At 71.5% G+C, this 24,946-nt stretch carries 23 protein-coding genes and 3 tRNA genes; 9 read left to right on the forward strand and 17 right to left on the reverse strand.

Annotation, left to right across the window (positions count from 1 at the left end; genetic code table 11):
* Positions 1–15: 15 nt before the first annotated feature.
* The 5 genes from CV755_RS16675 to CV755_RS16695 all read right to left on the reverse strand — a co-directional run bounded on the left by CV755_RS16675 (position 16) and on the right by CV755_RS16695 (position 2,825).
* Positions 16–1,779: an ABC transporter permease gene (locus tag CV755_RS16675; protein ID WP_109281026.1), complete on the reverse strand. Its 1,764-nt coding sequence runs from the start codon at positions 1,777–1,779 to the stop codon at positions 16–18.
* Positions 1,780–1,857: 78 nt separating this feature from the next.
* On the reverse strand, positions 1,858–2,307 hold the full coding sequence (locus CV755_RS16680; protein ID WP_109281027.1) for a hypothetical protein: 450 nt from the start codon (positions 2,305–2,307) through the stop codon (positions 1,858–1,860).
* Between the two features lie 116 nt (positions 2,308–2,423).
* Positions 2,424–2,497 (reverse strand) — tRNA-Ile (locus CV755_RS16685).
* Positions 2,498–2,674: 177 nt separating this feature from the next.
* A tRNA-Asn gene (locus CV755_RS16690) sits at positions 2,675–2,747 on the reverse strand.
* Positions 2,748–2,752: 5 nt separating this feature from the next.
* Positions 2,753–2,825, reverse strand: a tRNA-Asn gene (locus CV755_RS16695).
* Positions 2,826–2,997: 172 nt separating this feature from the next.
* Between CV755_RS16695 and CV755_RS16700 the strand changes: the two genes are divergently transcribed.
* Positions 2,998–3,285 (forward strand): hypothetical protein, encoded by a 288-nt coding sequence (locus CV755_RS16700; RefSeq protein WP_109281028.1) that lies wholly within the window; start codon positions 2,998–3,000, stop codon positions 3,283–3,285.
* A gap of 24 nt (positions 3,286–3,309) precedes the next feature.
* Positions 3,310–4,749, forward strand: a complete 1,440-nt coding sequence (locus CV755_RS16705; RefSeq protein WP_109281029.1) for an FGGY family carbohydrate kinase — start codon at positions 3,310–3,312, stop codon at positions 4,747–4,749.
* 7 nt (positions 4,750–4,756) lie between these two features.
* Here the strand turns inward: CV755_RS16705 and CV755_RS16710 are convergent, their stop codons facing one another.
* The 4 genes from CV755_RS16710 to CV755_RS16725 all read right to left on the reverse strand — a co-directional run bounded on the left by CV755_RS16710 (position 4,757) and on the right by CV755_RS16725 (position 10,751).
* Complete coding sequence (locus tag CV755_RS16710) at positions 4,757–5,890, reverse strand: RNA polymerase sigma factor (protein WP_109281030.1); 1,134 nt, start codon at positions 5,888–5,890, stop codon at positions 4,757–4,759.
* A 160-nt stretch (positions 5,891–6,050) separates the two neighbouring features.
* A complete protein-coding gene (gene dnaG, locus CV755_RS16715) occupies positions 6,051–7,958 on the reverse strand; it encodes a DNA primase (RefSeq protein ID WP_109281031.1) in 1,908 nt (635 codons plus the stop codon).
* Positions 7,959–7,988: 30 nt separating this feature from the next.
* Positions 7,989–9,251 carry an NAD(P)/FAD-dependent oxidoreductase gene (locus CV755_RS16720; protein WP_109281032.1) on the reverse strand — a complete coding sequence of 421 codons (1,263 nt, stop codon included), beginning with the start codon at positions 9,249–9,251 and terminating at the stop codon, positions 7,989–7,991.
* Positions 9,252–9,413: 162 nt separating this feature from the next.
* Positions 9,414–10,751 carry a deoxyguanosinetriphosphate triphosphohydrolase gene (locus tag CV755_RS16725; protein ID WP_109281033.1) on the reverse strand — a complete coding sequence of 446 codons (1,338 nt, stop codon included), beginning with the start codon at positions 10,749–10,751 and terminating at the stop codon, positions 9,414–9,416.
* A 118-nt stretch (positions 10,752–10,869) separates the two neighbouring features.
* On the opposite strand from CV755_RS16725, the gene CV755_RS16730 reads away from it, so the two are divergent.
* On the forward strand, positions 10,870–11,529 hold the full coding sequence (locus CV755_RS16730; RefSeq protein WP_109281034.1) for a SanA/YdcF family protein: 660 nt from the start codon (positions 10,870–10,872) through the stop codon (positions 11,527–11,529).
* A 22-nt stretch (positions 11,530–11,551) separates the two neighbouring features.
* Here the strand turns inward: CV755_RS16730 and CV755_RS16735 are convergent, their stop codons facing one another.
* The 3 genes from CV755_RS16735 to CV755_RS16745 all read right to left on the reverse strand — a co-directional run bounded on the left by CV755_RS16735 (position 11,552) and on the right by CV755_RS16745 (position 14,389).
* Positions 11,552–12,463 (reverse strand): trypsin-like serine peptidase, encoded by a 912-nt coding sequence (locus CV755_RS16735; protein WP_241561254.1) that lies wholly within the window; start codon positions 12,461–12,463, stop codon positions 11,552–11,554.
* A gap of 279 nt (positions 12,464–12,742) precedes the next feature.
* Positions 12,743–13,531 carry a sulfite exporter TauE/SafE family protein gene (locus tag CV755_RS16740; RefSeq protein WP_109281035.1) on the reverse strand — a complete coding sequence of 263 codons (789 nt, stop codon included), beginning with the start codon at positions 13,529–13,531 and terminating at the stop codon, positions 12,743–12,745.
* 213 nt (positions 13,532–13,744) lie between these two features.
* The gene (locus CV755_RS16745) at positions 13,745–14,389 is read right to left on the reverse strand and encodes a maleylpyruvate isomerase N-terminal domain-containing protein (RefSeq protein WP_109281036.1); all 645 of its coding nucleotides are present in this window, start codon (positions 14,387–14,389) and stop codon (positions 13,745–13,747) included.
* Between the two features lie 230 nt (positions 14,390–14,619).
* On the opposite strand from CV755_RS16745, the gene CV755_RS16750 reads away from it, so the two are divergent.
* Entirely contained in the window at positions 14,620–15,552 is a 933-nt protein-coding gene (locus CV755_RS16750) for an oxidoreductase (RefSeq protein WP_109281037.1), read from the forward strand.
* A 134-nt stretch (positions 15,553–15,686) separates the two neighbouring features.
* Here the strand turns inward: CV755_RS16750 and CV755_RS16755 are convergent, their stop codons facing one another.
* On the reverse strand, positions 15,687–16,277 hold the full coding sequence (locus CV755_RS16755; protein WP_241561255.1) for a hypothetical protein: 591 nt from the start codon (positions 16,275–16,277) through the stop codon (positions 15,687–15,689).
* Between the two features lie 239 nt (positions 16,278–16,516).
* Between CV755_RS16755 and CV755_RS16760 the strand changes: the two genes are divergently transcribed.
* Complete coding sequence (locus CV755_RS16760; protein ID WP_422070555.1) at positions 16,517–18,388, forward strand: APC family permease; 1,872 nt, start codon at positions 16,517–16,519, stop codon at positions 18,386–18,388.
* A gap of 64 nt (positions 18,389–18,452) precedes the next feature.
* On the opposite strand, the gene CV755_RS16765 is transcribed toward CV755_RS16760, so the two are convergent.
* The 3 genes from CV755_RS16765 to CV755_RS16775 are packed head-to-tail and all read right to left on the reverse strand — an operon-like array spanning position 18,453 to position 20,441.
* A complete protein-coding gene (locus tag CV755_RS16765; protein WP_109281916.1) occupies positions 18,453–18,731 on the reverse strand; it encodes a Txe/YoeB family addiction module toxin in 279 nt (92 codons plus the stop codon).
* Positions 18,732–18,766: 35 nt separating this feature from the next.
* Complete coding sequence (locus tag CV755_RS16770; RefSeq protein WP_109281039.1) at positions 18,767–19,537, reverse strand: ABC transporter permease; 771 nt, start codon at positions 19,535–19,537, stop codon at positions 18,767–18,769.
* Entirely contained in the window at positions 19,527–20,441 is a 915-nt protein-coding gene (locus tag CV755_RS16775) for an ABC transporter ATP-binding protein (RefSeq protein WP_109281040.1), read from the reverse strand. Before CV755_RS16775 ends, CV755_RS16770 begins: the two co-directional genes overlap by 11 nt.
* Positions 20,442–20,612: 171 nt before the next feature.
* On the opposite strand from CV755_RS16775, the gene CV755_RS16780 reads away from it, so the two are divergent.
* The 3 genes from CV755_RS16780 (at position 20,613) to CV755_RS16790 (ending at position 22,875) form a co-directional block, all read left to right on the forward strand.
* Positions 20,613–21,836 (forward strand): sensor histidine kinase, encoded by a 1,224-nt coding sequence (locus tag CV755_RS16780; RefSeq protein WP_153068685.1) that lies wholly within the window; start codon positions 20,613–20,615, stop codon positions 21,834–21,836.
* Positions 21,833–22,486, forward strand: a complete 654-nt coding sequence (locus CV755_RS16785) for a response regulator (RefSeq protein WP_109281042.1) — start codon at positions 21,833–21,835, stop codon at positions 22,484–22,486. The genes CV755_RS16780 and CV755_RS16785 overlap by 4 nt, the downstream gene beginning before the upstream one ends.
* A 158-nt stretch (positions 22,487–22,644) precedes the next feature.
* A complete protein-coding gene (locus CV755_RS16790) occupies positions 22,645–22,875 on the forward strand; it encodes a hypothetical protein (protein WP_109281043.1) in 231 nt (76 codons plus the stop codon).
* Positions 22,876–22,921: 46 nt separating this feature from the next.
* On the opposite strand, the gene CV755_RS16795 is transcribed toward CV755_RS16790, so the two are convergent.
* Positions 22,922–23,428, reverse strand: a complete 507-nt coding sequence (locus CV755_RS16795; protein ID WP_109281044.1) for an RICIN domain-containing protein — start codon at positions 23,426–23,428, stop codon at positions 22,922–22,924.
* 856 nt (positions 23,429–24,284) lie between these two features.
* Here CV755_RS16795 and CV755_RS16805 point away from each other — a divergent pair.
* Entirely contained in the window at positions 24,285–24,869 is a 585-nt protein-coding gene (locus CV755_RS16805; RefSeq protein WP_241561334.1) for an XRE family transcriptional regulator, read from the forward strand.
* Positions 24,870–24,946: the final 77 nt, after the last annotated feature.

Here is a 24,946-nt window from a genome sequence, read left to right on the forward strand (position 1 = left end):
ACCTCCCCTTCCTCTCTAGGCGCTCTGCAGCGAGTAACGGGTCTCGGCCAGGCGGTAGAGCCTGCGCCACAGCAGGCGGTTGAGGGCCACCACATAGCAGGCCATCACCGCGATCCCGGCGACCAGTTGCGGATAGTCGCCGTGCGAGGTGGCCTTGGCGATATAGGCGCCCAGGCCGGTGGCGGTCAGGGTGGTGCCGCCGAAGGTGACCACCTCGGAGACGATGGAGGCGTTCCAGGCGCCGCCGGAGGCGGTGATCCCGCCGGTGACATAGGCCGGGAAGATCCCGGGGATGATCAGACGCTTCCAGCGCTGCCGGCCCCGTACCCCCAGGTCGTCCATGGCCTCGCGCAGATCGGTGGGCACGGCGGCGGCCCCGGCGATGGTGTTGAACAGGATGTACCACTGGGCACCCAGCGCCATCAGCAGCACACCGCCGACGTTCAGCGACAGGCCGCTCCACAGGAAGAACCAAGTGGCCAGCGGGAAGAGGAAGTTGGCCGGGAAACTGGCCAGCAGCTGGACCACGGGCTGGGCGATCCTGGCCAGCCGGGGCGAGAAGCCGATCCGTACGCCCACCGGGACCCACACCACGGTGGCCACGGCGACCAGTACCACCACCCTGGCCAGGGTGGCCAGCCCCAGCAGCAGCGGTTCGGCGAAGACGCCCAGCCCGGTGCTGCGGTGCAGATAGCCCAGCAGACCGGCCAGGCCCCAGCCGATCAGCCCGCCGGCCACCAGCGCGAAGACCAGGTCGCCGGTGCGGCGGCGGGCCCGGCTGACGGTCAGCGGCCGGTCGTCGGTGCCCAGCACCCTGGCCGCCCGGCCCATGACCTCGGCGGCCCACCGGGCCGGCCGGCCCAGCAGCCGGGGCCAGGAGGAGCGGCGCAGAAAGTCCAGCACCAGGGACCGCTGGATGTCGGCGGCCTCGGACTGCTCGTTCTTGAACCGCTCGGTCCAGGCGGTCAGCGGCCGCCAGAAGACAAAGTTCACCCCGAACACCAGCACCGCCATGGTGGCCACCGCCCAGCCGACCTTGCCCAGGTCGCCCTCGGCGATGGCGGTGCCCGCGTACGAGCCCAGGCCCGGCAGCGCGTACTGGTGGCCGCCCACGCTGATCGCCTCGGAGGCCACCAGGAAGAACCAGCCGCCGCCGAAGCTCATCATCCCGTTCCAGACCAGCCCGATGGCGCCGTTGGGCAGCTCCACCTTCCAGAACCGCATCCAGCGGGTGAAGCCGAAGGAGCGGGAGATCTCGTCCAGCTCCCGGGGCAGGGTGATCAGCGAGTGATAGAAGCCAAAGGTCATGTTCCAGGCCTGGGAGGTGAAGATCGCGAAGATGGCGGCGAGCTCCAGGCCCAGTACCGAACCGGGGAACAGCGAGAGGAACCAGGCCACCGCCACGGTGAGAAAGCCCAGCACCGGCACCGACTGCAGGATGTCCAGCGCCGGGATCAGCACCCGTTCCAGCCGCCGGCTGCGGGCCGCCGCATAGGCGTACCCCAGGGTGAAGACCACCGAGGCGGCCAGCGCGACAAACATCCGCAGCAGGCTGCGCGCCGCGTAGTACGGCAGCCTGGCCGGGTCGGTGTCCACCTTCACCACCCGGGCCGGGTCGAAGGAGACCGTGGCCCCCTTGCCCACCCTCAGCAGCAGATAGATCCCCACCAGCACGGCGACGGCCACCACCAGATCCACCCAGGACAGCCGGGACAGCCGCCCGGTGACCCGGGCGGGCAGCGAGGCCCGCGAGGCGGCTGATCGGGAGGGGTAGACCATGGACAGCTCCTGTCCCCAGTCGATCACACCCCCGCCGAGTTCGCCCCGTCAGAGGGGCGCCCGCGCGGGCGCGACGGCCTACCGGCGCTGACGCGCCGCCGCCTCCCCCAGCACCCGCGTCAGCTCCACCGGCAGTCCCAGATGCTGAGCGACCCACACCGCGTCATGCCCGTGCCGGACCAGCACCCAAGCCGTATAGACCTCGCCCGGGCTCGGCGCTCCCGCCCCCGACAGCAGTGGACGTACCGCCTCCGCCGGAAACCCGTCCAGCGTCTCCGGCGTGAACCAGCTGTCGTCCACCGGCCCCGCCGGCAAGGTCTCGTGCTCCACCCGGAGCCGGACCCGGTGCTGGTACGCCGAGAGGACAAGCAGGGCGAGGGCCAGGGCGGCGGCCCCGGCCAGCGCACCGGCGGCCATCGGCCGGTCCTGGCCGGCGGCGGCCTTGACCGCCACCACCGCCAGCACTCCAATGGCCACGGCGGCCACCGCCGCCAGCCCCTCGCCGGGGTGCGGATGCGATGCTTTCACGGCACGGCCTCCCTGCCTCGGCCCCCGCTCCCATCCTGCGACGCACAACGCCCCGGCCGGAAGGCACCGGCCGGGGCGTGAGACAAGCAGAACGTTTCTGCACTGCTGCCGCAAAGTGGGGCGGGTGGGACTCGAACCCACGGCCGACGGATTATGAGTCCGCTGCTCTAACCGGCTGAGCTACCGCCCCGTTCACGGCGCGTCGCGCACATCTGTGCGCGCCGTCTGCCGCAGCATAGCCGCTCATACGATCTGTTGCCCCGGCGGGGGCGCATCGTGTGACCAGCCTGACCTTGAGGACTTCGGCCGGGGCGGTTTGGTTCCCGCCGGGCATAAAAAAGGACCCCCGAGGGGGTCCTTCTCTCTGCTCCTCCGACTGGACTCGAACCAGTAACCTGCCGGTTAACAGCCGGCTGCTCTGCCAATTGAGCTACAGAGGATCGCGCTCCCCCGACTGGACTCGAACCAGTAACCTGCCGGTTAACAGCCGGCTGCTCTGCCAATTGAGCTACAGGGGATTGGCTTGTGCCTCGAATGCCGCCTCCCCGGGTCTCCCGGGCGGCGTGCGCTCGCTGCGAGACATACATTAGCGCAAGCAGGGGGGTGCTCCGCCAATCGGTATCCCTGGAGTGACCTTCGGGGCCGCCGGGTAGGCGCCGAGCAGGGGTTTTCGACGGAAGGATGGGCGCGATGCGCTACCGGCTGACGTTCATCGCCGGGCTGGCTGTCGGGTATGTACTCGGCACCCGGGCCGGCCGGGAGCGGTACGAGGAGCTGCGCAAGGGGGCACAGCGCATCGCGCAGAATCCGGCGGTGCGTAATACCGCCGAGTCCGCCGCGCAGAACGCCCGGTCGCTGGCCGGGCGGGGGCTGGACCGGCTGGGCAACCGCATCCCGGCCCCGGTGGCCGAGCGGGTGCGCTCGCTGCGCGAGCAGCGCGGGGCGGACGAGGACGAGTGGGGTACGAGCAATACCTGAGCAGGGATTTGGCATCATCTCCGCATGGGGATAGTCGCCGGGCTGGACAGTTCCGCCGAGAGCACACGCATTGTCGTCTGTGACGCGGAGACGGGCGCCGTGCTGCGCCAGGGTTATGCGCCGCACCCGCCGTCCGCCGCCGAGGGCGACCCTCAGGGGTGGCTGATCTCCCTGGGCGACGCCGCCGCCGGAGGGGTGCTGGAGGGCGTAGAGGCCATCGGCGTCTCGGCGCAGCAGCACGGGCTGCTGACGCTGGACGCCGGAGGGGTGCTGGTACGGCCCGCGCTGCTGGGCAACGACAAGCGGATGCAGGCCGCGGCGGCCGATCTGATCGACGCGCTGGGCGGCCGGGCCGCCTGGGCGGAGGCGGTCGGTTCGGTGCCGCAGGCCGCGCTGGCGGTGGCCAAGCTGCGCTGGCTGGCCCGTAACGAGCCGGAGTCGGCGAACCGGGTGGCGGCGCTGCTGCAGGCGCACGACTGGCTGGTCTGGCAGCTGCTGGGGCGGCCGATGCGCCGTACCACCGACCGCGGTGACGCCTCCGGCACCGGCTTCTGGTCGGCGGCCACCGGCTCCTGGCGGCCGGATCTGGTGGAGCTGGCGCTGGGGCGGCAGGCGGCGCTGCCGGAGGTGCTGGGCCCGGCCGAGCCCGCCGGGCACACCCCCGAGGGCCTGCTGATCTCGGCCGGCACCGGGGAGACCATGGCCGCCGCCTTCGGCCTGGGCGTGGGTCCGGGCGACGCGGTGGTCTCGCTGGGCGCCTCCGGCTCGGTGTTCGCCGTCCACCACCAGGCGCTGACCGACCCGGGCGGCACCATCACCTCCTTCGCCGACGCCACCGGGATGCATCTGCCGGTGGTGCACACGCTCAACGCGGTACGGGTGCTGCGCGGCACCGCCGAGCTGCTGGGTACGGACCTGGCGGGGCTGTCCGAGCTGGCGCTGCGCTCCTCCCCCGGCTCCTACGGGCTGGTGCTGCTGCCCTATCTGGAGGGCGAGCGGACCCCGTATCTGCCGCACACCGCGGGCACCCTGACCGGGCTGCGGCGGGAGAGCATGAAGCCGGAGCACCTGGCCCGGGCGGCGTTCGAGGGGATGCTGTGCGGGCTGGCGGACGCGCTGGACGTACTGCGCGGGCGCGGCGTGATGGTGCGTCGGGTGTTCCTGCTGGGCGCGGCGGCGGAGCTGCCCGCGGTGCGGGCGCTGGCGCCCCAGCTGTTCGGCACCCCGGTGGTGGTGCCGCAGCCCGCCGACTACGCGGCCCTGGGCGCGGCGCGGCAGGCCGCCTGGGCGCTGGGGGCGCACCAGGGCACGCTGTCCCCGCAGGAGCCGCCGCACTGGCCGGCCCCGGCCGGCCAGGTCTTCGAGCCGGGCGAGGAGCTGGCGGCGGGTCAGGCGGTGCGCCAGCAGTACGCCACGGTGCGCGAGCAGACCCACCCGGGGGCGTTCCAAGCGGCACCCCAGTAGCGGGAGTTCAGTCCAGATAGCCGCGCAGCTGGTCGGCGAAGGCGTGGTCGCGGAGCTTGTTGAGGGTCTTGGACTCGATCTGCCGGATGCGTTCCCGGGTGACGCCGAAGATCCGGCCGATCTCCTCCAGGGTGCGGGCCCGGCCGTCCACCAGCCCGTAGCGCAGCTGCACCACCTTGCGTTCCCGCTCGCCCAGGGTGGAGAGCACCGCCTCCAGGTGTTCGCGCAGCAGCAGGAAGGCGGCCGACTCCACCGGGGAGGCGGCGTCACCGTCCTCGATGAGGTCGCCGAGGGCGACGTCGTCCTCCTCGCCGACCGGGGCGTGCAGCGACACCGGCTCCTGGGCCAGCCGCAGCACCTCGCTGACCCGTTCCTCGGAGAGGTCGAGGTAGGCGGCGACCTCCTCGGCGGTGGGTTCGGTGCCGCGTTCCTGGAGCATCCGGCGCTGCACCCGGACCACGCGGTTGATCAACTCCACTACATGGACCGGGACTCGGATGGTGCGTGCCTGGTCGGCCAGGGCGCGGGACATGGCCTGGCGTATCCACCAGGTCGCATAGGTGGAGAACTTGTAGCCGCGGGCGTAGTCGAACTTCTCAACTGCCCTGATCAGTCCGAGGTTTCCCTCCTGGACCAGGTCCAGCATGGTCAGTCCGCGGCCTATGTAGCGCTTGGCCACCGAGACCACCAGCCGCAGATTGGCCTCGATCAGCCGGCGCTTGGCCATCCGGCCGAGCACCACCAGCCGGTCCAGGTCCATGGCCAGCTGGGTGTCCAGGTCGGGGGTACGGGCCAGTTTCTCCTCGGCGAACAGCCCGGCTTCCACCCGGCGGGCGAGCTCCACCTCCTCCTCGGCGGACAGCAGCGGGATGCGGCCGATCTCCCTGAGGTACTGGCGGAAGAGGTCGGAGGACGGACTGCCGGTCTCCGAGCGCCGTTCGTCCTCGCGGGCCGGCTCTTCGGGGAGGGTCTCGGCGGCCGGCGGCCCGGGCTGGTGCGGCACGGCCGGGGCGGGGACGGGGGCGGCCGGGTCGTGCTGGAGGATGGGGGTCCGGGTCTGCACGGGGGCGACCTCCAGATGATCGCTGCTGGGGCAGAGAACGCGGGCGCGGCGGCGGAGGTCCGCCGTCCGTCCCGGCATCGAGAGCGGCTTCGCGGAGGGTTCCCGGCCCTGTAATCGCTCCGGAGGACTCAGGCACCGCCCACCAGTGTGGGGCACGACGCGGGCCCGCCACGAGGGGCTTGCGGCCACTTTCTGCGGTCGGGCAGTGACCGGCTGGTTACGGGGCCCGGTCGCGGCGTTACAGCGCCGCCGCGCCCCGGTCCTTCAGCGCGCGGCCGTACTGCTCCAGGACCCACAACTCGTTCTGTACGGCGGCCAGATGGTCCGGCGCGGCCTGGGCGCCCAGCCGCACCAGGCTCGCCTGCACCTGGCTCACCCGGCGCTCCACCGCCCGCAGCCGGACCTGGACCAGCTGGGTGCCGGCGTAGACCTCGTCCACGGTACGGGCGTGCAGCGGCTCCACGGCCAGCTCGGTGACCATCGAGCGGACGGTGTCGTCGGGGGCGGCCTCGCGGACCCGGGCCAGATAGGAGTCATCGGCCTGGGCCACTCCGCCCGCCTCCTCGATGGCCCGGCGGACCACCGCGTAGGGCGGCGCGGTGAACTCGTCCTCGCCGTAGGCGTCAAAGGCGGGAGAGACCAACTCGGGCCGCTGGAGGGCGAGTTTGAGCAGTTCGCGCTCGGTGCGGTGGGCCGGGCTGCGCAGGTTGAGCGCCGGGCCGCGGGGGCCGGCGGGCCGTTCGGCGGGAGCGGCGGCGGCCTGGCGGGGGGCGGCGGGGGCGGGGCGGTTACGGCCGTCGGGGCGCTCGGCGCGCTCCCGGGCCCAGCGGGCCAGCTGGCTGACCCGCATCACCACGAACTGGGTGTCCAGGATGCCCAGCAGCCCGGCCAGCCGCACCGCGTACTGGTGGCGGATGGAGCTGTCCTTGATGCCGGCCACGATGGGCGCGGCCTCCTCCAGGGCGGCCGCCTGGCCCTCGGGGGTGTCCACCTCATGGCGGCCGACCACCGAGCGCAGGGCGAACTCGAACAGCGGGGTGCTGGTCTCCACCAGCTGGCGCACCGCCTCGTCGCCGCGGTCCAGCCGCAGCTCACAGGGGTCCATTCCGCCGGGGCTGACGGCGATATTGGTGTGCGCGGCGAACTTCTGGTCGTCCTCGAAGGCACGCAGGGCGGCCCGCTGGCCGGCGGCGTCCCCGTCGAAGGTGAAGATCACCTTGGCCCGGGAGTTGTCCATCAGCAGCCGGCGCAGGATCTTGATGTGGTCACCGGCGAAGGCGGTGCCACAGGTGGCGATGGCGGTGGTGACCCCGGCCAGGTGGCAGGCCATCACATCGGTGTAGCCCTCGACGACCACTGCCCGGTTGCCCTTGGCGATGTCCTTCTTGGCCAGGTCGATGCCGTAGAGCACCTGGGACTTGCGGTAGATGGGTGTCTCGGGGGTGTTGAGGTACTTGGGGCCGTTGTCGTCCTCGCGGAGCTTACGGGCGCCGAAGCCGATGACATCACCGGTGATGTCGCGGATGGGCCACATCAGCCGGCCGCGGAAGCGGTCGATGGGGCCGCGGCGGCCCTCCTGGGAGAGGCCGGCCAGGACCAGCTCCTTGTCGGTGAAGCCGCGGCCGCGCAGAAAGCGGGTGAGGTGGTCCCAGCCGGCCGGGCTGTAGCCGACCCCGAAGTGCTCGGCGGCGGCCTGGTCGAAGCCGCGCCCGGCCAGGAAGGCGCGGGCGATCTCGGCCTCGGCGCTCTGCAGCTGCTCGGCGTAGAACCGCGCGGCGGCCTTGTGCGCCTCGACCAGGCGGGTGCGCTCGCCCTGCTGGCGGCCGGGGGTGTAGCCGCCCTCCTCATAGCGCAGAGTGATCCCGGCCTGGGCGGCCAGCCGCTCGATGGTCTCGGTGAAGGAGAGGTGGTCGATCTTCATCACGAAGTCGACGGTGTCGCCGCCTTCCTGGCAGCCGAAGCAGTGGTACAGCCCCTTGGCCGGGCTGACGTGGAAGGACGGCGACTTCTCGTCATGGAAGGGGCACAGGCCCTTGAGGTTGCCGCCTCCGGCGTTGCGCAGCTGGAGGTACTCGGATACGACGGCGTCGATCGGGACAGCGTCCCGGACCGCCTTTACATCGTCATCGTTGATCCTGCCTGCCACGGGTGAATTCTACGGGGAGGCTCGGACACCTCAGCCGGCCAGGGATTCCAGGGGCACCGTGGGGTCGGCCAGGGCGGCCGGATCGACCACCGCGCCGGTGCGGATCAGGTGCTGCACCCGCTCGGCGACCTCCCACACATTGACGTTCATCCCGGCCAGCACCCGGCCCTCGCGCAGCCAGAAGGCGATGAACTCCCGCTTGGCCACATCGCCCCGGCAGACCACCTGGTCATAGCTGCCGGGCGGGGCGTAGCCGTGGTACTCCAGGCCCACCTCGTACTGGTCGGAGAAGAAGTAGGGCACCCGGTCGTAGGAGACGGTACGGCCCAGCATGGCCCGGGCCGCGGCGGGGCCGCTGTGCAGGGCGTTGGCCCAGTGCTCCACCCGCAGCCGGGTGCCCAGCCAGGGGTGCTCGGCGGCGGCGACATCGCCGGCCGCGAAGATATCGGGGTCGGAGGTGCGCAGCGAGGCGTCCACCGCGATGCCGCCGCCGTCGGCGCGGTCCACCAGGGCCAGTCCGGCGGCCTCGGCCAGGGCGGTGCGCGGGGCGGCGCCGATGGCGGCCAGCACGGCGTGCGCGGGGTGTTCCTCGCCGTCGTCGGTGCGTACGGCCAGCACCATGCCGTCCTGTCCGGTGATCTCGGTGAGCCGGGCGCCGAAGTGGAAGCGGACGCCATGCTCGCGGTGCAGCTCGGTGAAGAGCTGGCCCAGCTCGGGGCCGGTCACGGTGTGCAGCGGGGTGGGCTGGGGTTCGACGACGGTGACCTCGGCGCCATAGCCGCGGGCGGCGGCGGCCACCTCCAGGCCGATCCAGCCGGCCCCGGCGATCAGCAGATGGCCGTTGTCCCGGCCGAGGGAGGCCAGCACTCCGCGCAGCCGCTCGGCGTGGGCGAGCCGGCGCAGGTGGTGGACGCCGGCCAGCGAGGTGCCGGGGATGTCCAGGCGGCGGGGTTCGGCGCCGGTGGCCAGCAGCAGGCGGTCGTAGTGGACGCGGGTGCCGTCGCCCAGGCGGACCGACTTGGCGGCCCGGTCCAGGTGGACGGCGGGCTGGCCGAGGTGCAGCTCGATATCGGCCTGGGCGTACCAGGCCGGCTTGTGGATGAAGACGCTCTCCCGCTCGTCGCTGCCGGTGAGGAACCCCTTGGACAGCGGCGGCCGCTCATAGGGGTGGTCCCGCTCGTCACAGATGAGGATCACCCGGCCGGTGAAGCCCTCGGCGCGGAGGGTCTCGGCGGCCTTGGCGCCGGCCAGCCCCCCTCCGACGATGACGAACGTCTGGTCTGCGTCCACCACTTGCTGCCTCCTCGCTGCGGTTACGGGTGTGTGCCCGTCGGATCGCCAGTGCCGAGCGTCCCGCACGTGGCCTGCCGCCGAAAGGGGGACTGCCCCGGACGGGTCAGCTACCCGGGCCGGGCCCGGGGACTCCTCGGGGCGCCGGGGCACCGGATCACCGGCTCAGCCGCGGGGCGCGTACGGCACCCCGGTGAGCCGGGCGTGCAGGGAACGGGCCGAGGCGTCGGTGAGCGCGGCTATCTGGTCGATCACCGCGCGCAGCCGCCCGGCGTCATCGGCGGCCGCGGCGAACAGCGAGCGGAACTGGGGGTCCAGTCCGTCGGGCGCACGGGCGATCAGCGCCTCGGTCAACTCCCTGATGATGATGCGCTGTTCGGCGCGGATCTTCTCCTGGTCGGGGCGCTGCATCACATAGCGGTCGGCCACCGCCTTGAGCACCGCGCACTCCAGCCGGGTCTGCCGGGGCACCACCAGCCGGGCCCGGTAGCGGGTGAGCCGGCCGGGGCCGTGGCGCTCGCGGGTGGCGTGCTCGGCGGCCAGACAGAACCGGCCGATGAGCTGGCTGGTGGCGTCCTTGAGCCGGGCCTGGGCGACGGCGGAGCCGTCATAGCCGTGCGGCCACCACTCCTGCTCCAGCAGCCGGTCCAACGCCTCGGCGAGCTCCGCGGCCTCGGCGCCGGGGGCGTAGCGGCGGGCGGCCACCGCGAAGACCTCGCGGCGCTCGGGCTCGGCCAGCAGCACATTGGGGTCCAGGTGGCCGGCGTGCAGGCCGTCCTCCACATCGTGCACCGAGTAGGCCACATCGTCGGCCCAGTCCATCACCTGGGCCTCGAAGCTCTGCTGCTGCCCGGGGGCGTCCTGCCGGGACCAGCGGTGCACGGCCAGGTCGTCGGGGTAGACGCCGAACTTGCGGGAGGCCGGGTCGGTGGGGTGACCGCCGCGCGGCCAGGGGTATTTGGTGGCGGCGTCCAGGGCGGCGCGGGTGAGGTTGAGGCCGACGCTGACCGGCTCGCCGGTCTGCGGGTCGGGGATGAAGCGCTTGGGCTCCAGGCGGGTCAGCAGCCGCAGGGACTGGGCGTTGCCCTCGAACCCGCCGCAGGGCGCGGCCAGTTCGTCGAGCACCTGCTCACCGTTGTGCCCGAAGGGCGGGTGGCCCAGGTCGTGCGCCAGGCAGGCGGTCTCCACCAGGTCGGGGTCGCAGCCCAGGGCGGCGCCCAGCTCCCGGCCGACCTGGGCGCACTCCAGGGAGTGGGTCAGCCGGGTGCGCGGGGTGGCGTCCCAGCCGTGGTCGCTGGCGCCGGGGGTGACGACCTGGGTCTTGCCGGCCAGCCGGCGCAGCGCGGCGGAGTGCAGCACCCGTGCGCGGTCGCGCTGGAAGGCGGTGCGGCCCGGGCGCTTGTCGGGCTCGGCGGCCCAGCGCTCCAGGTCCGCCGCCGTGTATCCGGCGACGACGGGCTGTTCCCCTTGGGCGGCTTGGGTGGTGCCTGCGGTGCCGTTCATACCCCTGACGGTAACCGGAGGGTGTGACAGCGGCAGGGGCCGTACCGGGAGCACCGGAACCACGGCTCGGGCCAATGCGTCACTCACTGCGACAACGGGGGCGTGAAGGGGGAGCGTCATGAGACTGCCGGGCACCCGGCGCGGCAAGCGGCGGGCGCTATGGGCCGTGATGGCCGCCTGTGTACTGGCCCTGCTGCCGGTCACCTGGGTGTGGGCAAGCACCGGCGACCGGCTGCGGACAGTGGCCGACGCACCCCAGGCCCCGGTGGCGATGGTCTTCGGCGCCGGGCTGTGGCAGGGCAGACCCTCCCCCTATCTGGCCGACCGTCTGGACACCGCCATCGACCTCTACCGCCGGGGCAAGGTCCGGGTGCTGCTGGTGACCGGCGACAACGGCCGGGAGTCCTATGACGAGCCGGACGCCATGCGCGACTATCTGGTGGCGCACGGCGTTCCCGGGCAGCGCATCGTCCGGGACTACGCCGGTTTTGACACCTGGGACTCCTGCGCCCGTGGCCGGCGCGTTTTCGGGGTGCGCCGTGCCCTGCTGGTCAGCCAGGACTTCCATATCCGCCGGGCGGTGGCGCTCTGCCGGGCGGCCGGCATCGACTCCTACGGGGTGTCCGCCGCCGTCCCGCACGATATGACCCGGCTGGCGGGCGGCGCCCGGGAGGTCCTGGCCGCCGGCAAGGCTGTCTTCAGCGCGGCCTTCCGGCCCGACCCCACCTGTCTGGGCCCGCACGAGCCGGGTGTGCAACGGGCGCTGGCCGCCCGGTGAGCGGTACTCAGCCGAGCGGTGCTCAGCGCTTGGGCTCGCGGTTGTTGATGGCGTCCAGATAGAGCTTGAAGATCTCGTCGTCATTGACCGGGCTATAGGAGACATCGGCCGACTTGTCCCCGTCCGGGCCGCCGCCGTTGAGGCCGCCCAGCACCCCCACCAGGTCGCCGGTCCTGGTCTTCTCATTGAAGCGCACCAGCCAGGGGCTGCCGGAGGTGCCGGAGAAAAAGCCGTCACAGCGCATCTTCAGCTGGTTGTAGTCCTCCAGCCGGCTGGTCATGGCGGTACAGCGGATGGCCTCGTCGGCCGGGTCCTCGTCCGCGCTGGGGTAGCCGATGACGGTCACCCGGTTGACGAAACCGGGGGTGCGGATGAGCCGGTTGGCACCGGTCACCTGCTCGATCTGCCGCCCCTTGTCATCGGGCTTGACGGTGGCGAAGGCGAAGTCCAGATTCGAACCCTCACCGGTGTCCGAGCGCCGGGGGTCGGTGAAGGTGCGGGTCAGCGGCCATACACCGTAGGGCTGTTTGTCCGCGCCCTGCTGGTAGTCGGGGACAAAGGCGGCGTCGTCGCCTATCGAACAGTGCCCGGCCGTCACAATCAGATTGCCCTTGGGGCTGTGCACCACGCTGGCCGTGCAGTGGTGGCTCTTCATGTCGTCGCCGGTGTAGAAGATCACGCCGACCGAGGGGACGCCACCGAAGTGCCGGGCGCTCCCGGTGATCCGCTGGGCCTCGCTCCCGGCATCCGCGTCGTCGTCCTGCTGGGCGGTGCGGGACGGACCCCAGAAGCGCTGCGCCTGCTCGCTGGACCAGCTGCGCTCCTTGTGGTTTCCGCCGGCCCCCCGGGGTACCACCGCCGCCAGGGCCACCACATACAGCCCCGCGAGCACGGCCCGGGCCCACCGGGCCCGGCTCCACCGGGAGAAACGCACCAGGCACCCCCACCACGTTCGGAAGGTCGTCGAAAGGCTAACCGCATCATCCGGGACCGGGACCACTCCGGAGTGTTCTCCGTACAGTCCGACGACGGACGCCTCGGCGTATGACCAGCGTACGAATGCTCAACAAACCCTCGCCGAATTTGGCATCCGGCGTGGCGCAGGGTGCCCGGACCACGGCTCCGCCCGCCCGGACGATTCCGCGAAAGCCGAGGTTATCGGGGTTGTGAACCGCTGTGCACCCCTTGGTCCCGGCCGGTCCCGGCCGCCGCCTCAGCCACCCCACTGGTCAAAGGCCAGCTTGCAGACCAGGGAGACGACGACCACCACCAGCACCCCGCGGACAAAGCCGGTACCGCGCTTGAGCGCCATCCGCGCCCCGGTGGCACCGCCCGCCAGATTGAACACGGCCATGGGCAGCGCCACTTGCCAGAGCACGGTGCCCTGCACGGTGAAGGTCACCAGCGCCCCCACATTGGTACAGGTGTTGACGATCTTGGAGGTGCCGGAGGCCGCCACCAGGTCCATGCGCAGGATCCCGGCCAGGGCCAGCACCAGGAAGGTGCCGGTGCCGGGCCCGATGAGGCCGTCATAGAAACCGATACCCAGCCCGGCCACGCCGATCGCGGCCAGCACCCGCCGCCGTGAGGGCGGCAGGGCCGGCACGGTGGCGGCGGCACCGAAACCCGGCCGGAACAGGACAAAGGCCAGCACCGCCAGGAGCACGGCCATGATCAACGGGCGGAGCACCGAGCTGTCGATACCGGCGGCGAACAGCGCCCCGCCCAGCGAACCGGCCATCGCCGCCAGGCCGATGCGCACCGCGGTGCGTACATCCAGCGCGGCCCGGCGGGTGTAGGCGACGGCGGCCGCACTGGTGCCGCAGATGGCCACCGCCTTGTTGGTGCCCAGCACATAGGCGGGTGCCGCATGCGGCAGACCGACCAGCAGGGCCGGGAGTTGCAGCAGCCCGCCGCCTCCCACCACGGCGTCGATCCACCCGGCCGCCGCGGCGGCGACACAGAGCACCAGCAGAGTTGTCAGGGATATGTCGTGGGTCACCCGGGCGATCGTACGGAACGCGCGATCGCGGCGAAGCGGGGCCCGAAGTCACCGGTCCTGTTGCCGCGGAACTGCTGCCCGCCGGGCTGGGAGCGGACGTTGTGCAGGGTGACATCCCCGCCCGGGGTGGCCGCCCTGTCGCAGGGTACGGGGCCGTTGGGGCCGGGGTAAGGAGAGGGAACCGGTCCGATTCAGCGGGGTGTTGGGCCTGGGCTATCGAGGACTGCTGTGCCAGCGCCAGGAGTTGAGCTTCTCCCGGCCCGGCAGTGCCGACCGCCCCGTACACCACAGCAGTGCCGGCCAGGGTTCGGCCTCCTGTGGTGCGTCCGGGAACAGCCGGGCCAGCGCCCGCTCGCAGGGCCCGGCCGGCGGGGTGAACTCCACTCCCAGCCCGGCGGCTATGTCGTACCCGTGCACCAGGGCCTCCACCACGCCCATGGCCCCGAAGCCGGCCGGATCCGACCGCCCGGCGGGGTGGTAGGCCATGACCTCGGCCGGCGTGGTCCGGACCATGGCCGTCAGCAGCCCACCACCGGCCTCCACCAGCTGCAACAGCCCGTCCGGGCCCGCCTCCCGGTCGGCGAAGACCACATTCCGCGGACCGCCCGGCCGTCTGCCGACCCGGAGGGAGGGGAGGTACCGCTCCAACGACGGGGCGCGCGGCCCCAGTTGGGCGGCATAGCCGAACAACGCGTCCACCAGGTGCTCGGCGGTCTCCCAGCAGTCCCAGTCCAGCCCGGCGGCGGGCCTGCCCCAGCGCGCCTCCGGCACGCCGGTCAGCGCGTCCACCGTCAGATGCACCGCCGTCTGGACGTCTTCGGCGGTCACCGGGCCCGCCGGCCTCTGTGAATTCAGCATGGCGGGACCGTATCAACGGCCACTGACAATGCGGTGAGTTGAGGTTCGGGCACGAGGGGTGAGCGAAGCGGAATCTCTTGCTCGGGTGTCGGGTCCGGACCGGGTTCGGCGTGGCCTGACAGCCCTGCGCCGGGTCGCCTACGCTGAAGGCATTACCGGCTACCACGCGCGGCGTATGCGCCCCGGGGCGCGTACGAAGGCGTGTGCAGATCACTGAGGAGCGCCGCGGAGTGAACGGCTGGACTGTGCACGACATCCCCGACCAGAGCGGCCGCACCGCCGTGGTGACCGGCGCCAACAGCGGGATCGGCTATGTCACCGCCCGCGAGCTGGCCCGGCGCGGGGCGCGGGTGGTGCTGGCCTGCCGGGACCGGACCCGGGGCGACGCGGCCTTGGAACTGCTGCGCACTCAGGTTCCCGGGGCGGAAGCGGAGTTGGCCCTGCTGGATCTGGCCGACCTGTCGTCGGTGCGTACATTCGCCGCGGAGCTCAAGGCCGACCGGGTCGATCTGCTGGTCAACAACGCGGGTGTGATGGCACTGCCGCAACTGCGCACGGTGGACGGCTTCGAGATGCAGTTCGGCACCAACCACCTGGGGCACTTCGCGCTCACCGGGCTGCTGATGCCGCGCATCCGGGAGGCGGGGGACGGGGCGCGGGTGATCAGTGTCTCCAGCGGGCTGCACTTGCTGGGTACGGTCGATCCGCGGGATCTCCAGATGGATGGCCGCTACCGGCGGTGGATCGCCTATGGGCGCTCCAAGAGCGCCAATCTGCTGTTCATCCATGAGCTGGCGCGCCGGCTGGCGGCCGTGGGCTCACCGGTGGTGGCGGCCGCCGCGCATCCCGGCTATGCGGCGACCAATCTGCAGACCGCGGGCGGGCGGCTGGAGCAGCGGCCGGTGGCGAAGCACGCCATCGAGCTCACCAACCGGCTGGTGGCGCAGAGTGCGGAGGATGGTGCGCTGCCCACGCTGTACGCCGCCACGGCGCCGGGTGTCCGCCAGGACGACTTCTTCGGGCCCCGGGTGCAGTTTTGGCGGGGGGCGCCGGTGCGGTCCTTGCGGGCGGGGTGGACTCGGGACGACCGGGCGAGTTCGGGGTTGTGGGATGTGTCGGAGCGGTTGACCGGCGTCCGCTATGGGTGGCCACCCAGGGTGTGAGGGCGCCCCTCGGGGCTCGCCCGGTTCCCCTGCGGGCCGTGCATGGTTGCTCGCGCGGTTCCCCGCGCCCCCGAAAGGGCGCCCGGCGCTGGGCCGGTGAGGTCGGAGCTCCGGCTCGCTCTGAGGGGGCGCCCCTACGAGCCGGCGTCCATGCCTGATGCCTGGAGGATTCCACGGGCGGCGTGGGAGTCGATGTGTTCCGCGAGGGCGGTGAGCAGTGCGGTGCCCTCGTGGAGGGTGCCGTGTTCGCGGGAGCGGCGGGCGCCGGTTTCCAGGTGGTGCCATAGGAGGGGGTTGGCGCGGAGCACTGCCAGCTCCAGTTCGACCCGGACGCCGGAGGCGTCCCGTAACACCAGCCGGGGGGACACCCCGTCCAGCCTGCGCAGCCGGGTCAGCCGGTCGGTGCGTACCCGGCGTTCGCGCAGCAGGCCGCGTACCGCCAGCCAGTCCTCGCCCGCACTCACCCGGGCCGGGCGCAGGACCAGCAGCAGGGTGGCGCCCAGCACCGTCCAGCAGCCGCCCCGGGGCCAGTCGAGGGTGCCCCGGGCGGCGTCGGCGCCGGTCAGCAGTCCGGTGAGCCCCAGTCCGAAGCACCAGGCGGACCTGGCCTCCCGTCGCCATCCCCGGTCCCGGACGATCGTCCGGGATGCCGGGCGCGGATGTGTCCCGCGCGCCTTCGCGCGGACCCGTAACGCCAGTCCTCGCCGTGCCATGGGCCGTCCCATGGTCGTGACGGTAGAACCGGTACTTCCTCCTCCCGCCGCACATTGACGCCACACTGACGCAAAGTCAGCGAAATATGACGCGGTCCTGACACGCGGGGGCTCCTGGCAGCCAACAGGCGTCAAGAAGGCGTGAAGATCCGTAGGAAACCCGCCAAGAGAGCGCCAACACCGGCCACCGACCGGTCAGTACGGGCGCACGCTGGCCCTCCCACGTCACGGAGGTACGACAAGAGATGTCCATGCTGGCCAATACGGACAACCGGCCCGGCGGACAGGGCGAGGAACCGCCGGATACCGGCGCCGCGCAGGCCGACGCCGAGGAACGGCACCGGCTTACGGCCACCCAGGGGCTCGCCGCGCTGTCCCTGGACGCCATGGCCTCGGTCGCCTACGGACCCGAGTCCATCGTGCTGGTGCTGGCCGCGGCCGGTGCGCACGGCCTCGGTTTCACCCTGCCGGTCACCCTGGCCATCGCCGCCCTGCTGGCCGTACTGACCGCCTCCTACCGGCAGGTGATCGCCGCCTTCCCGGACGGCGGCGGGTCCTACGCGGTCGCCAAGCGGCATCTGGGCCGGCGCACCAGCCTGGTCACCGCGGCCTCCCTGATCCTGGACTACGTCCTGAACGTGGCCGTCTCGGTCACCGCCGGAGTGGCCGCCCTGACCTCCGCCTTCCCCTCGCTCTATCCGCACCGGCTATGGCTCTGCCTGGCGGTGCTGACCCTGGTGACCTGCGTCAATCTGCGCGGCATCGTGGAGTCGGCGAGGGCCTTCATCGTTCCCACCGCCGTGTTCGTGGGCTCCATCCTGGTGCTGATCGTGGTGGGTCTCTTCCGTGACGGACCCGTCAGCACCCATGCCGCCCAGGGGCATGCCTCGGTACTGAGCTCCAACGCCACCTCCGTGGGCGCGCTGCTGCTGCTCAGGGCCTTTGCCGCCGGCTGTTCCGCGCTCACCGGCGTGGAGGCGGTGGCCAACGCCGTCCCTTCCTTCCGCGCACCGCGCGCCAGGCGGGCCCAGCGCACCGAGGTCGCCCTGGGCGCCCTGCTGGGGGTGATGCTCATCGGCCTCTCCGTCCTCATCGGCCGCTTCCACCTCCAGCCGGTGGAAGGGGTGACCGTGCTGGCCCAGCTCGCGGACGCCTCCCTGGGCCACAACTGGGCTTTCTATGTGGTCCAGTTCGCCACCGTGATCCTGCTGGCACTGGCCGCCAACACCTCCTTCGGCGGACTGCCGGTGCTGATGAGCCTGCTGGCCCGGGACAACTATCTGCCGCATGTCTTCGCCCTCAAGGCCGACCGCCAGGTGCACCGTCATGGGGTGCTGGCGCTGGCCCTGGTCTCGGCGCTGCTGCTGGTCTTCTCCGGCGGGGACGTCAACACCCTGGTGCCGCTGTTCTCCATCGGCGTCTTTGTGGGCTTCACCATCTGCCAGGTCGGCATGGTCCGGCACTGGCGGCAGGAACGATCCGCCGGGTGGCTGGGCAAGGCGCTGATCAATGGCTTTGGCGCGGTGCTCACCGGGGTGTCGGCGGTGGTCGTCACCGCCACCAAGTTCGCGGAGGGCGCCTGGCTGATCGTGCTGGCCCTGCCCGTGCTGGTGATCGCCTTCGAGATCGTCCACCGGGCGTACGGACGGATCGGCGAGCGCCTGGGGCTGGGCCGGATCCCCGAGGCCCCGCGCCGCTGCCACTCGGTGGTGGTGGTCCCGGTCGCCTCCCTCTCCCGGCTGACCAGCAAGGCGCTGACCGCGGCGGTCTCGCTCGGCGACGAGGTGGTGGCGGTGACCGTGACCCCCTCGGACACGGAGGGGCAGCGGGCGGCGGAATCCCTGCGCCGCGACTGGGAGTTGTGGAACCCGGGCGTGGACCTGGTGGAACTTCCCTCCCCCACCCGGGCGTTGGGCCGTCCCATCGCCGACTATGTCCGCGAACTGGCCGACCGCCACCCGGACAACCGGGTCACCGTCCTGATACCGGAGGTCGAACCCGCCCACTTCTGGCAGCGCCTGCTGCAGAACCAGCGCGGCGCGGTGATGGCCCACGCGGTACGGCGGGACACGGACGCGGTGATCTGCCGGCTGCGGTTCCGGCTGGGGGCACCGATGGCGTAGGGCGGCGTGTCCGCCGGCGGGAGCCCCGCCGCCCGGTACGGGCGACGGGGCTCCCCTGAGGGGATCAGCCGTAGTGGCAACGGGCCTGCAGAACGATGACCTCGCCGTCCTTGGGCAGGCACACCAAACGGTGTTCGCCGGTGATCCGCCGGGACCGGGCGCCGGCCAGAGCATGCTTCAGCGGCTCGGGTTTGCCCATGCCCGCATAGGGGTCGCGCAGGGTGTCATCGATGAGCCGGTTGAGGCGCTCGAGGATCTGCGGGTCCGCCGTCTGCCAGTGGACGCAGTCCTCTGAGCGCCCAGTACTGGTCGGTACGGCGTCGGGGGCAACCGGCCCACTGATGGCGCCCTCGGTGGTGCGCCAGGCCCTCCCCAACTCTAGGCGTCCCGCCGCCCGATGAGGAACAGTGCCAGTGCGAGGGCGACGGCCGCGTACCCCGCGCAGAGCAGGATCGACACCGTCGGCGAGAAGGTGTCGGCCTGCGGATGGAGCGACACGGCGGCGGCCGCGGCCCGTTGGAGGCCGAAGCGCATCAGGTGGTGGCGCAGTTCCTGCGGGAGGTGGTCCAGCACCTGGGGCACCAGGAAGACCAGGGTGAACAGCACGGCGATGGCACCGGCGGTGGACCTCAGGATCGCGCCCAGCGAGGTGGCCAGCACCGTGACGGCCACCAGGTACAACACCGCATAGCCGACTGCCCGCAGGACGCCGGGATCGCCCAGCGACACTCCACCGTGGCCATGGGCCATCACCGCCTGGCTCAGCAGGAAGGCCGCGCCGAGGATGACCGCGCCCGCGGCCAGCGCGAGTGCCGTGGTGACCGTGACCTTGGCCAGCAGCACCTTCCGGCGCTGCGGCGTCACCGCGAACGTCGTCCGGATCAGCCCGGTGGAGTATTCGGAGCTGACCACCAGCACCGCCAGCACGCCGATCACCAACTGGGCGAAGAGCGCCCCGAACAGCGGGGCGGAGACCGGATCGAAGGACGAACGGTCGCGCGGGCTCATCGTCGGCCAGTTGTCCGCGGTCGTGCCGGCGACCGAGAGGGCCACGATGATGACCAGCGCGGCGGCCGCGGCCAGGGACAGATAAGTCGACCGTACCGAACGCAACTTGATCCATTCGGCCTTGAGCAGCTCAGTTCCCATCACACATCCCCTGATATTCGACCGAGTCCCTGGTCAGATTCATAAAGACGTCCTCCAACGAGGCCTGTCGGGCGGCCAGTTCATGCACCGGCAGCCCGTTGCGGGCGGCCAGGTCGCCGATCCGGTCCACTGTCAGGCCGGTGACCAGCAGTTCCTGGGAGCCTTGGTACTCAACGCCCGCGCCATGCTCCCGGAGCACTCCGGCCAGCGAGCCGCGGGCGGGCGAGCGGACCTGCACCTGGCCCGTACCGTGCTCCGCCAGGAAGGCTTTGACGCCGGTGTCGGCGATCAGCCGGCCACGGCCGATCACAACCAGGTGATCCGCGGTCAGCGCCATCTCGGACATCAGATGGCTGGAGACGAGGACCGTACGGCCCTCCGCTGCCAGCGACTTCATCAGCTGCCGGACCCACCGGATGCCCTCGGGGTCCAGGCCGTTGACCGGCTCGTCGAACATCACCACGGGCGGATCGCCGAGCAGCGCGGCGGCAATGCCCAGCCGCTGCCGCATCCCCAGCGAGAACCCGCCGGCCCGCTGATCCGCCACCTGCCCCAGGCCCACCTGCTCCAGTACCTCGCCCACGCGCCGCCTGCCGACTCGGCCGGCCACGGCCAGCGCCATGAGATGTGCCCGCGCCGAACGGCCAGGGTGGACGGCGCCCGCGTCGAGCAGCGCTCCGACCTGGTGCAACGGGTGACGCAGGTCCCGGTACGGCAGCCCGCCCACGAGGGCCGTGCCACGGTCCGGCGCCTCCAGGCCGAGGATCGCCCGCAGAGTGGTGGACTTGCCCGAGCCGTTGGGCCCGAGGAATCCGGTGACACGGCCCGGCCGGACCGTGAAGGTGAGGCCGTCAACCGCGGTGACCCTGCCGAACCTCTTGGTGAGTTCAGTGACTTCGATCATCATCTCTCCCTTCGGCGTCCAAGGTGTCAGCCGCCCGCCCGCCCCGGCGTCGGAGCACGGGCGGTTTCCGGGGGTGCGGCCATGGCATGACCCGGCGGTGTCAAGTACGCCTGGGGGATGACGGCCCGGGGGGCGATGTCCCGCACCATGGCCCCCGGCTACCTTCGCCGCATGACCGCCGCTGCCATACCGCCCCTCAACCGACGCCTGCGGGCCCGCGACCTGGTCGCCATCGACGCGCTGACCGGCGCCGTGCTGTGCGTTCTCACGCTGCTGCACGGATTCGGCCCGCCCGAGGCGGTGGTTGCGTTCCCGGCCGTGGCCATCGTCGCGGCGGCCCTGGTGCTCGGTGCCGCGGTCGCGCTGCGGCGGGTGCTGCCCTGGCCGTCGCTATGGGCCGTGGCGCTGGCCTCGCCGGTCGTGGCGCAGGAGTCGCTGTCCTTCCCGGTGCCCGTGCCGGTGGCGATGGGGCTGGTGCTGTACACGCTCGCCGTCCAGGTGCCGCGCAGGGAAGCCGCACGGGGCCTGGGTCTCCTACTCGGCGGTACGGCCCTCGGCGTGGCCGCCGGGCGGTTCGGTCTGCTCGGGCCGAGGCTCGCCAACCCGGTCGAGTTCCATCACGCCTTCCGCCAGGAGGTCCTGGGCCTGATGCTGTGCGCGTTGCCGCTGTGCGGAGTGTGGATGACCGGTGTGGCGGTGGGCGCCAACCGCGCGTACACGGCCGGGCTGCGGGCGCAGGCCGAGCAGCGCGCCCGTGAACTGGTCGCCGCCGAACGCCTGCGCATCGCCCGCGAGTTGCATGACATCGTCGCGCACAACCTTTCATTGATCACCATGCAGGCATCGGTCGCCGGCTATGTCGCCGAAGACCGCCCCGAAGAGGCCGTCAAGGCCCTGGTGTTGATCGAGCGGACCGGGCGCGGTGCGCTGACCGAGATGCGCCGGCTGCTGGGTATGCTGCGGGACGGCGAGGGGAACCGGCGGGATCCCGAGCTGGTGCCGGCCCCCGGTCTGGCGGACCTCGACCAACTCCTCGCGCGGACGGCCGAGTCCGGGCTGCGGGCGGAGCTGAGGATCTCCGGTGACCGGCGCGAACTGCCCGCCCCGCTGGAACTCGCCGTGTACCGGATCGCCCAGGAGGCGCTGACCAACGTGATCAAACACGCCGCTGCCCGGCGCGTCCGGGCCGTTCTCACCTATGGCGAGGACTCCATCGGGATCGAGGTCACCGATGACGGGCGCGGCGCGGCCGGCCCGGCCGGTGTGTCGCCCGGCCATGGGCTGGTCGGCATGCGCGAACGGGTCGCCGTCTACGGCGGTGAGATCGAGGCCGGATCGCTGCCCGGCGGCGGCTTCCGGGTCAGCGCCCGGATCCCGCTGGAGGCCGCCCGGTGATCAGGGTGTTGATCGCGGACGACCAGACGCTGCTGCGCGGGAGCCTGCGCCTGCTGCTCGACTCCCAGCCCGACATGGTGTGCGCCGACGAGGCCGCCGATGGCAGCCAGGCGGTCGAGCTCGCCGCACGGGAACTTCCCGATGTCGTGCTCATGGACATCCGGATGCCGGAGCTCGACGGGCTGGAGGCCACCCGCCGGATCGTCCCCGCCCATCCGGCCGTGCGGGTGCTCGTTCTGACGACCTTCGATCTGGACGAATACGTCTATGGCGCCCTGCGCGCCGGAGCGAGCGGCTTCCTCCTCAAGGACACCCCGCCGGGCGAACTGGTCGCTGCGATCCGGGTGATCGCGAGCGGCGAGGCCCTGCTGGCACCGGGGATCACCAGGAGGCTCATAGCGGAGTTCGCCCGGCTGCCCGAGCCGGGGCGCCGCCCGACCACGGGGCTCACGGCCATCACCGGCCGGGAACGGGAGGTGCTGGAACTCATCGGACGCGGCCTGTCCAACAAGGAGATCGCCGACCGTCTGGTCGTCAGCCAGGCGACGGTGAAGACCCATGTCGGGCGACTGCTGGCCAAACTCGACGCCCGGGACCGGGCCCAACTGGTCATCGTGGCCTATGAGAGCGGCCTGATTGTGCCGGGGTGACGGTGCCTGTGTGAGGGTGCCGCGCTCTGCGACGCATCCTGCGCCGCATCGGTACCAGTGATCCCGGCCATCCGAAGAGCGGCCATGGAGCCCGGTGCTTGTGACACCCTCTTCCCCGGCATCCACTGGCCAAAGGCCATCAACGGGGGACGGACTCCATGAACGACACCACACGCATAGCCCTGGCCCTGGCCATCGTGGTCCTGATCGTCCGCCGCCGGCTCCGCACCCGGCCCGTCCGGGAGACCGCCCCGCTCATCTGGCTGGGCGTGCTGGCCGCGCTCGGGGGTGCCGCCCTCACCTTTGGCGCCAAGTCGGTGACCCTGAGCGCCCAGTACTGGTCGGTACGGCGCCGCGCGGCAACGAGCCTTACGCTCCAGCGGAGTTGACGCGGAAGCCCCGCCCTCCATGAAGGAAGGCGGGGCTCGTCATAGGTCAGCCGTTGTACCAGAGCTGGTCGGAGTTGCCGTTGCAGGGCCACTGCATGACGTCGTCACCGTCCTTGACGCCGCCCTTCCAGACCCCCAGGCACATGCCCGAATTGGCGTTGATCAGGCGGAACTTGCCGGAGCCCTGGTAGTCGTACTTCCACAGCTGGTCGGAGTTGCCATTGCAGCTCCACTGAACGGCGGACTCGCCCTTCCAGTTGACGCCGCCCTGAATGCCCAGGCACTTGCCGTAGGCGTTCTTGATGTGCCGGTAGCCGTTACCGGCGTCCTCGAAGGACCAGCGCTGGTCCGGGTTGTAGTTGCAGCCCCACTGGATGGCATCGACGCCTGTGCCCATCCAGATGCCCAGGCACTTGTTGGAGTGGGCGTTCTGGATGCTGTAGGAGATGTCCGCGGACGCGGCCGGCGCGGTGGCGATGGCGGCACCGACCACCACAGCCGCACCGGCGGCCACGGCGGAGCCACGGCTCAGGAGATTCTTCAGGATTGTCACGGTATTCCCCCGTTGATGTGCTCATGCGGAATATTGGCCAGGCGTGATCATGAAGCACGAGCTGTCGTCCAGTCAAAATCCGGCCAGATTTCATGTCATGACGGCCTGTGGCCGTGCTCCGTTCGTGCGGACACCCTCAGGGGTGGGCCACCCGAAGATGGACCCCCATGGCTTCCGTCATCGCCATGGCAACGCCCCGGTCACCGGCTGCCGGCGCCTCGGCTCGCCTGCGCTTGATGTCCAGGCACTCTTCGCACACTGAGCGGACGAGCACCGCATTCCCGGACGTCGCGTTCCTGCTCTGGTAGTTGGCGGCGGCGACTCGCGCCCGGAGCGCATCCTGCGCCGTTGCGGGGCGTACGTCGCAGAGGTACGCCTCCCAGCGCTGCCCTCCCGCCGGGGACCTGAGCGTCACCCGACCCTGGCTGCTGCCTACGACCTCACCAACCCGCTCCCGCCTTGCGTCGAAGAGCAACTCCCCTTGCTCCGGCCCCGGCAGAGATCCGCCCATCGCAGTCACCTGGCACCCCCAGTCATCACAGCTCCGCATTCGACAGCCCCTTGGTGGACCGCCTTGCAGGAGCATGCCGGTCCATCAGAGACACCACGGTGGCAATGAGCGGACAGCTGGGCCGTCCAGCAGCTACCGTTGAAGAACGCCCAAACGTCCGCTGGGGGACCCTTGAACTCGGCTCGACGATCGGCTATGAACTCCGCCGGCCTGTCACCCAGGCAGCTCACTCTGCGAGTAGGCGTTTCCGGCAAGACCGTAGAACGGTGGGTTGCCGATGAAGAGTTGATTCCGCACGCCAGAAACCGAGAAGACGCCTCCATGGCGTTGGGAGTGGAGGCCGGGATGTTGTGGCCCAAGGCGGTCAGGGGCAGGCTCAAGACCGGAACGGATCAGGAGATCATCCAGAGCTACCCCTACCGTTCCGCCTGTCCGTCCACCCTATGGGGCGAGTTGATCGGCGCATCCGCCGAGGAGTTGTTCTTCGGCGGCTACACCTCGTACTTCCTGTGGACCCAGGTGCCCGCTCTGCCGGAGACACTGCGGCGAAAGGCCGCACAGGGATGCCGGGTCCGCTTCCTGCTGGGGGACCCCGAAGGGCCCGCCACCCGCCAGCGCGAAGAGATCGAGGACGTGGCCCTCACCGTCTCCGCCCGTATCAGGATGACCTTGCAACAGCTGGACAGACTGGGCCGGATCGAAGGCGTGGAGACACGGTTCTCCTCGCCTGCCGATGCCGCGAATCACGTCTCGCTGTCCGTCTTCCGGTTCGACGGCGAGGCACTGGTCACCCCGCACCTCGCCAGGCTGGCCGGCCATGACTCACCGCTGCTCCATCTGCGGCGGCGCGGCGAGGGCGGGATGTTCGCGCGGTTTGCGGAACACGGCGAGGAGTTGTGGACGCGCGGGGTCCCCGTTTCCGCGGGCTGACGCCCCCAGCACACCGGCAACTGCTCGATCCCGTCCGGAAAGCCGGCCCTCAACCGCTCCGGCTCGCCCGCGAGTCG

This window comes from Streptomyces orinoci, from assembly GCF_003121295.1.
Lineage (GTDB): Bacteria > Actinomycetota > Actinomycetes > Streptomycetales > Streptomycetaceae > Streptomyces > Streptomyces orinoci.

Bases quoted from the DNA above. Each gene is read 5' to 3' on its own strand.
- CV755_RS16790 (WP_109281043.1), top strand. From the start codon at position 22,645: ATGAACGACACCACACGCATAGCCCTGGCCCTGGCCATCGTGGTCCTG.
- CV755_RS16760 (WP_422070555.1), top strand. From the start codon at position 16,517: ATGCTGGCCAATACGGACAACCGGCCCGGCGGACAGGGCGAGGAACCG.
- CV755_RS16745 (WP_109281036.1), bottom strand. From the start codon at position 14,389: ATGCTGAATTCACAGAGGCCGGCGGGCCCGGTGACCGCCGAAGACGTC.
- CV755_RS16725 (WP_109281033.1), bottom strand. From the start codon at position 10,751: ATGAACGGCACCGCAGGCACCACCCAAGCCGCCCAAGGGGAACAGCCC.
- CV755_RS16730 (WP_109281034.1), top strand. From the start codon at position 10,870: ATGAGACTGCCGGGCACCCGGCGCGGCAAGCGGCGGGCGCTATGGGCC.
- CV755_RS16780 (WP_153068685.1), top strand. From the start codon at position 20,613: ATGACCGCCGCTGCCATACCGCCCCTCAACCGACGCCTGCGGGCCCGC.
- CV755_RS16775 (WP_109281040.1), bottom strand. From the start codon at position 20,441: ATGATCGAAGTCACTGAACTCACCAAGAGGTTCGGCAGGGTCACCGCG.
- CV755_RS16705 (WP_109281029.1), top strand. From the start codon at position 3,310: ATGGGGATAGTCGCCGGGCTGGACAGTTCCGCCGAGAGCACACGCATT.
- CV755_RS16755 (WP_241561255.1), bottom strand. From the start codon at position 16,277: ATGGGACGGCCCATGGCACGGCGAGGACTGGCGTTACGGGTCCGCGCG.
- CV755_RS16805 (WP_241561334.1), top strand. From the start codon at position 24,285: ATGTTGTGGCCCAAGGCGGTCAGGGGCAGGCTCAAGACCGGAACGGAT.
- CV755_RS16675 (WP_109281026.1), bottom strand. From the start codon at position 1,779: ATGGTCTACCCCTCCCGATCAGCCGCCTCGCGGGCCTCGCTGCCCGCC.
- CV755_RS16700 (WP_109281028.1), top strand. From the start codon at position 2,998: ATGCGCTACCGGCTGACGTTCATCGCCGGGCTGGCTGTCGGGTATGTA.
- CV755_RS16770 (WP_109281039.1), bottom strand. From the start codon at position 19,537: ATGGGAACTGAGCTGCTCAAGGCCGAATGGATCAAGTTGCGTTCGGTA.
- CV755_RS16710 (WP_109281030.1), bottom strand. From the start codon at position 5,890: ATGCCGGGACGGACGGCGGACCTCCGCCGCCGCGCCCGCGTTCTCTGC.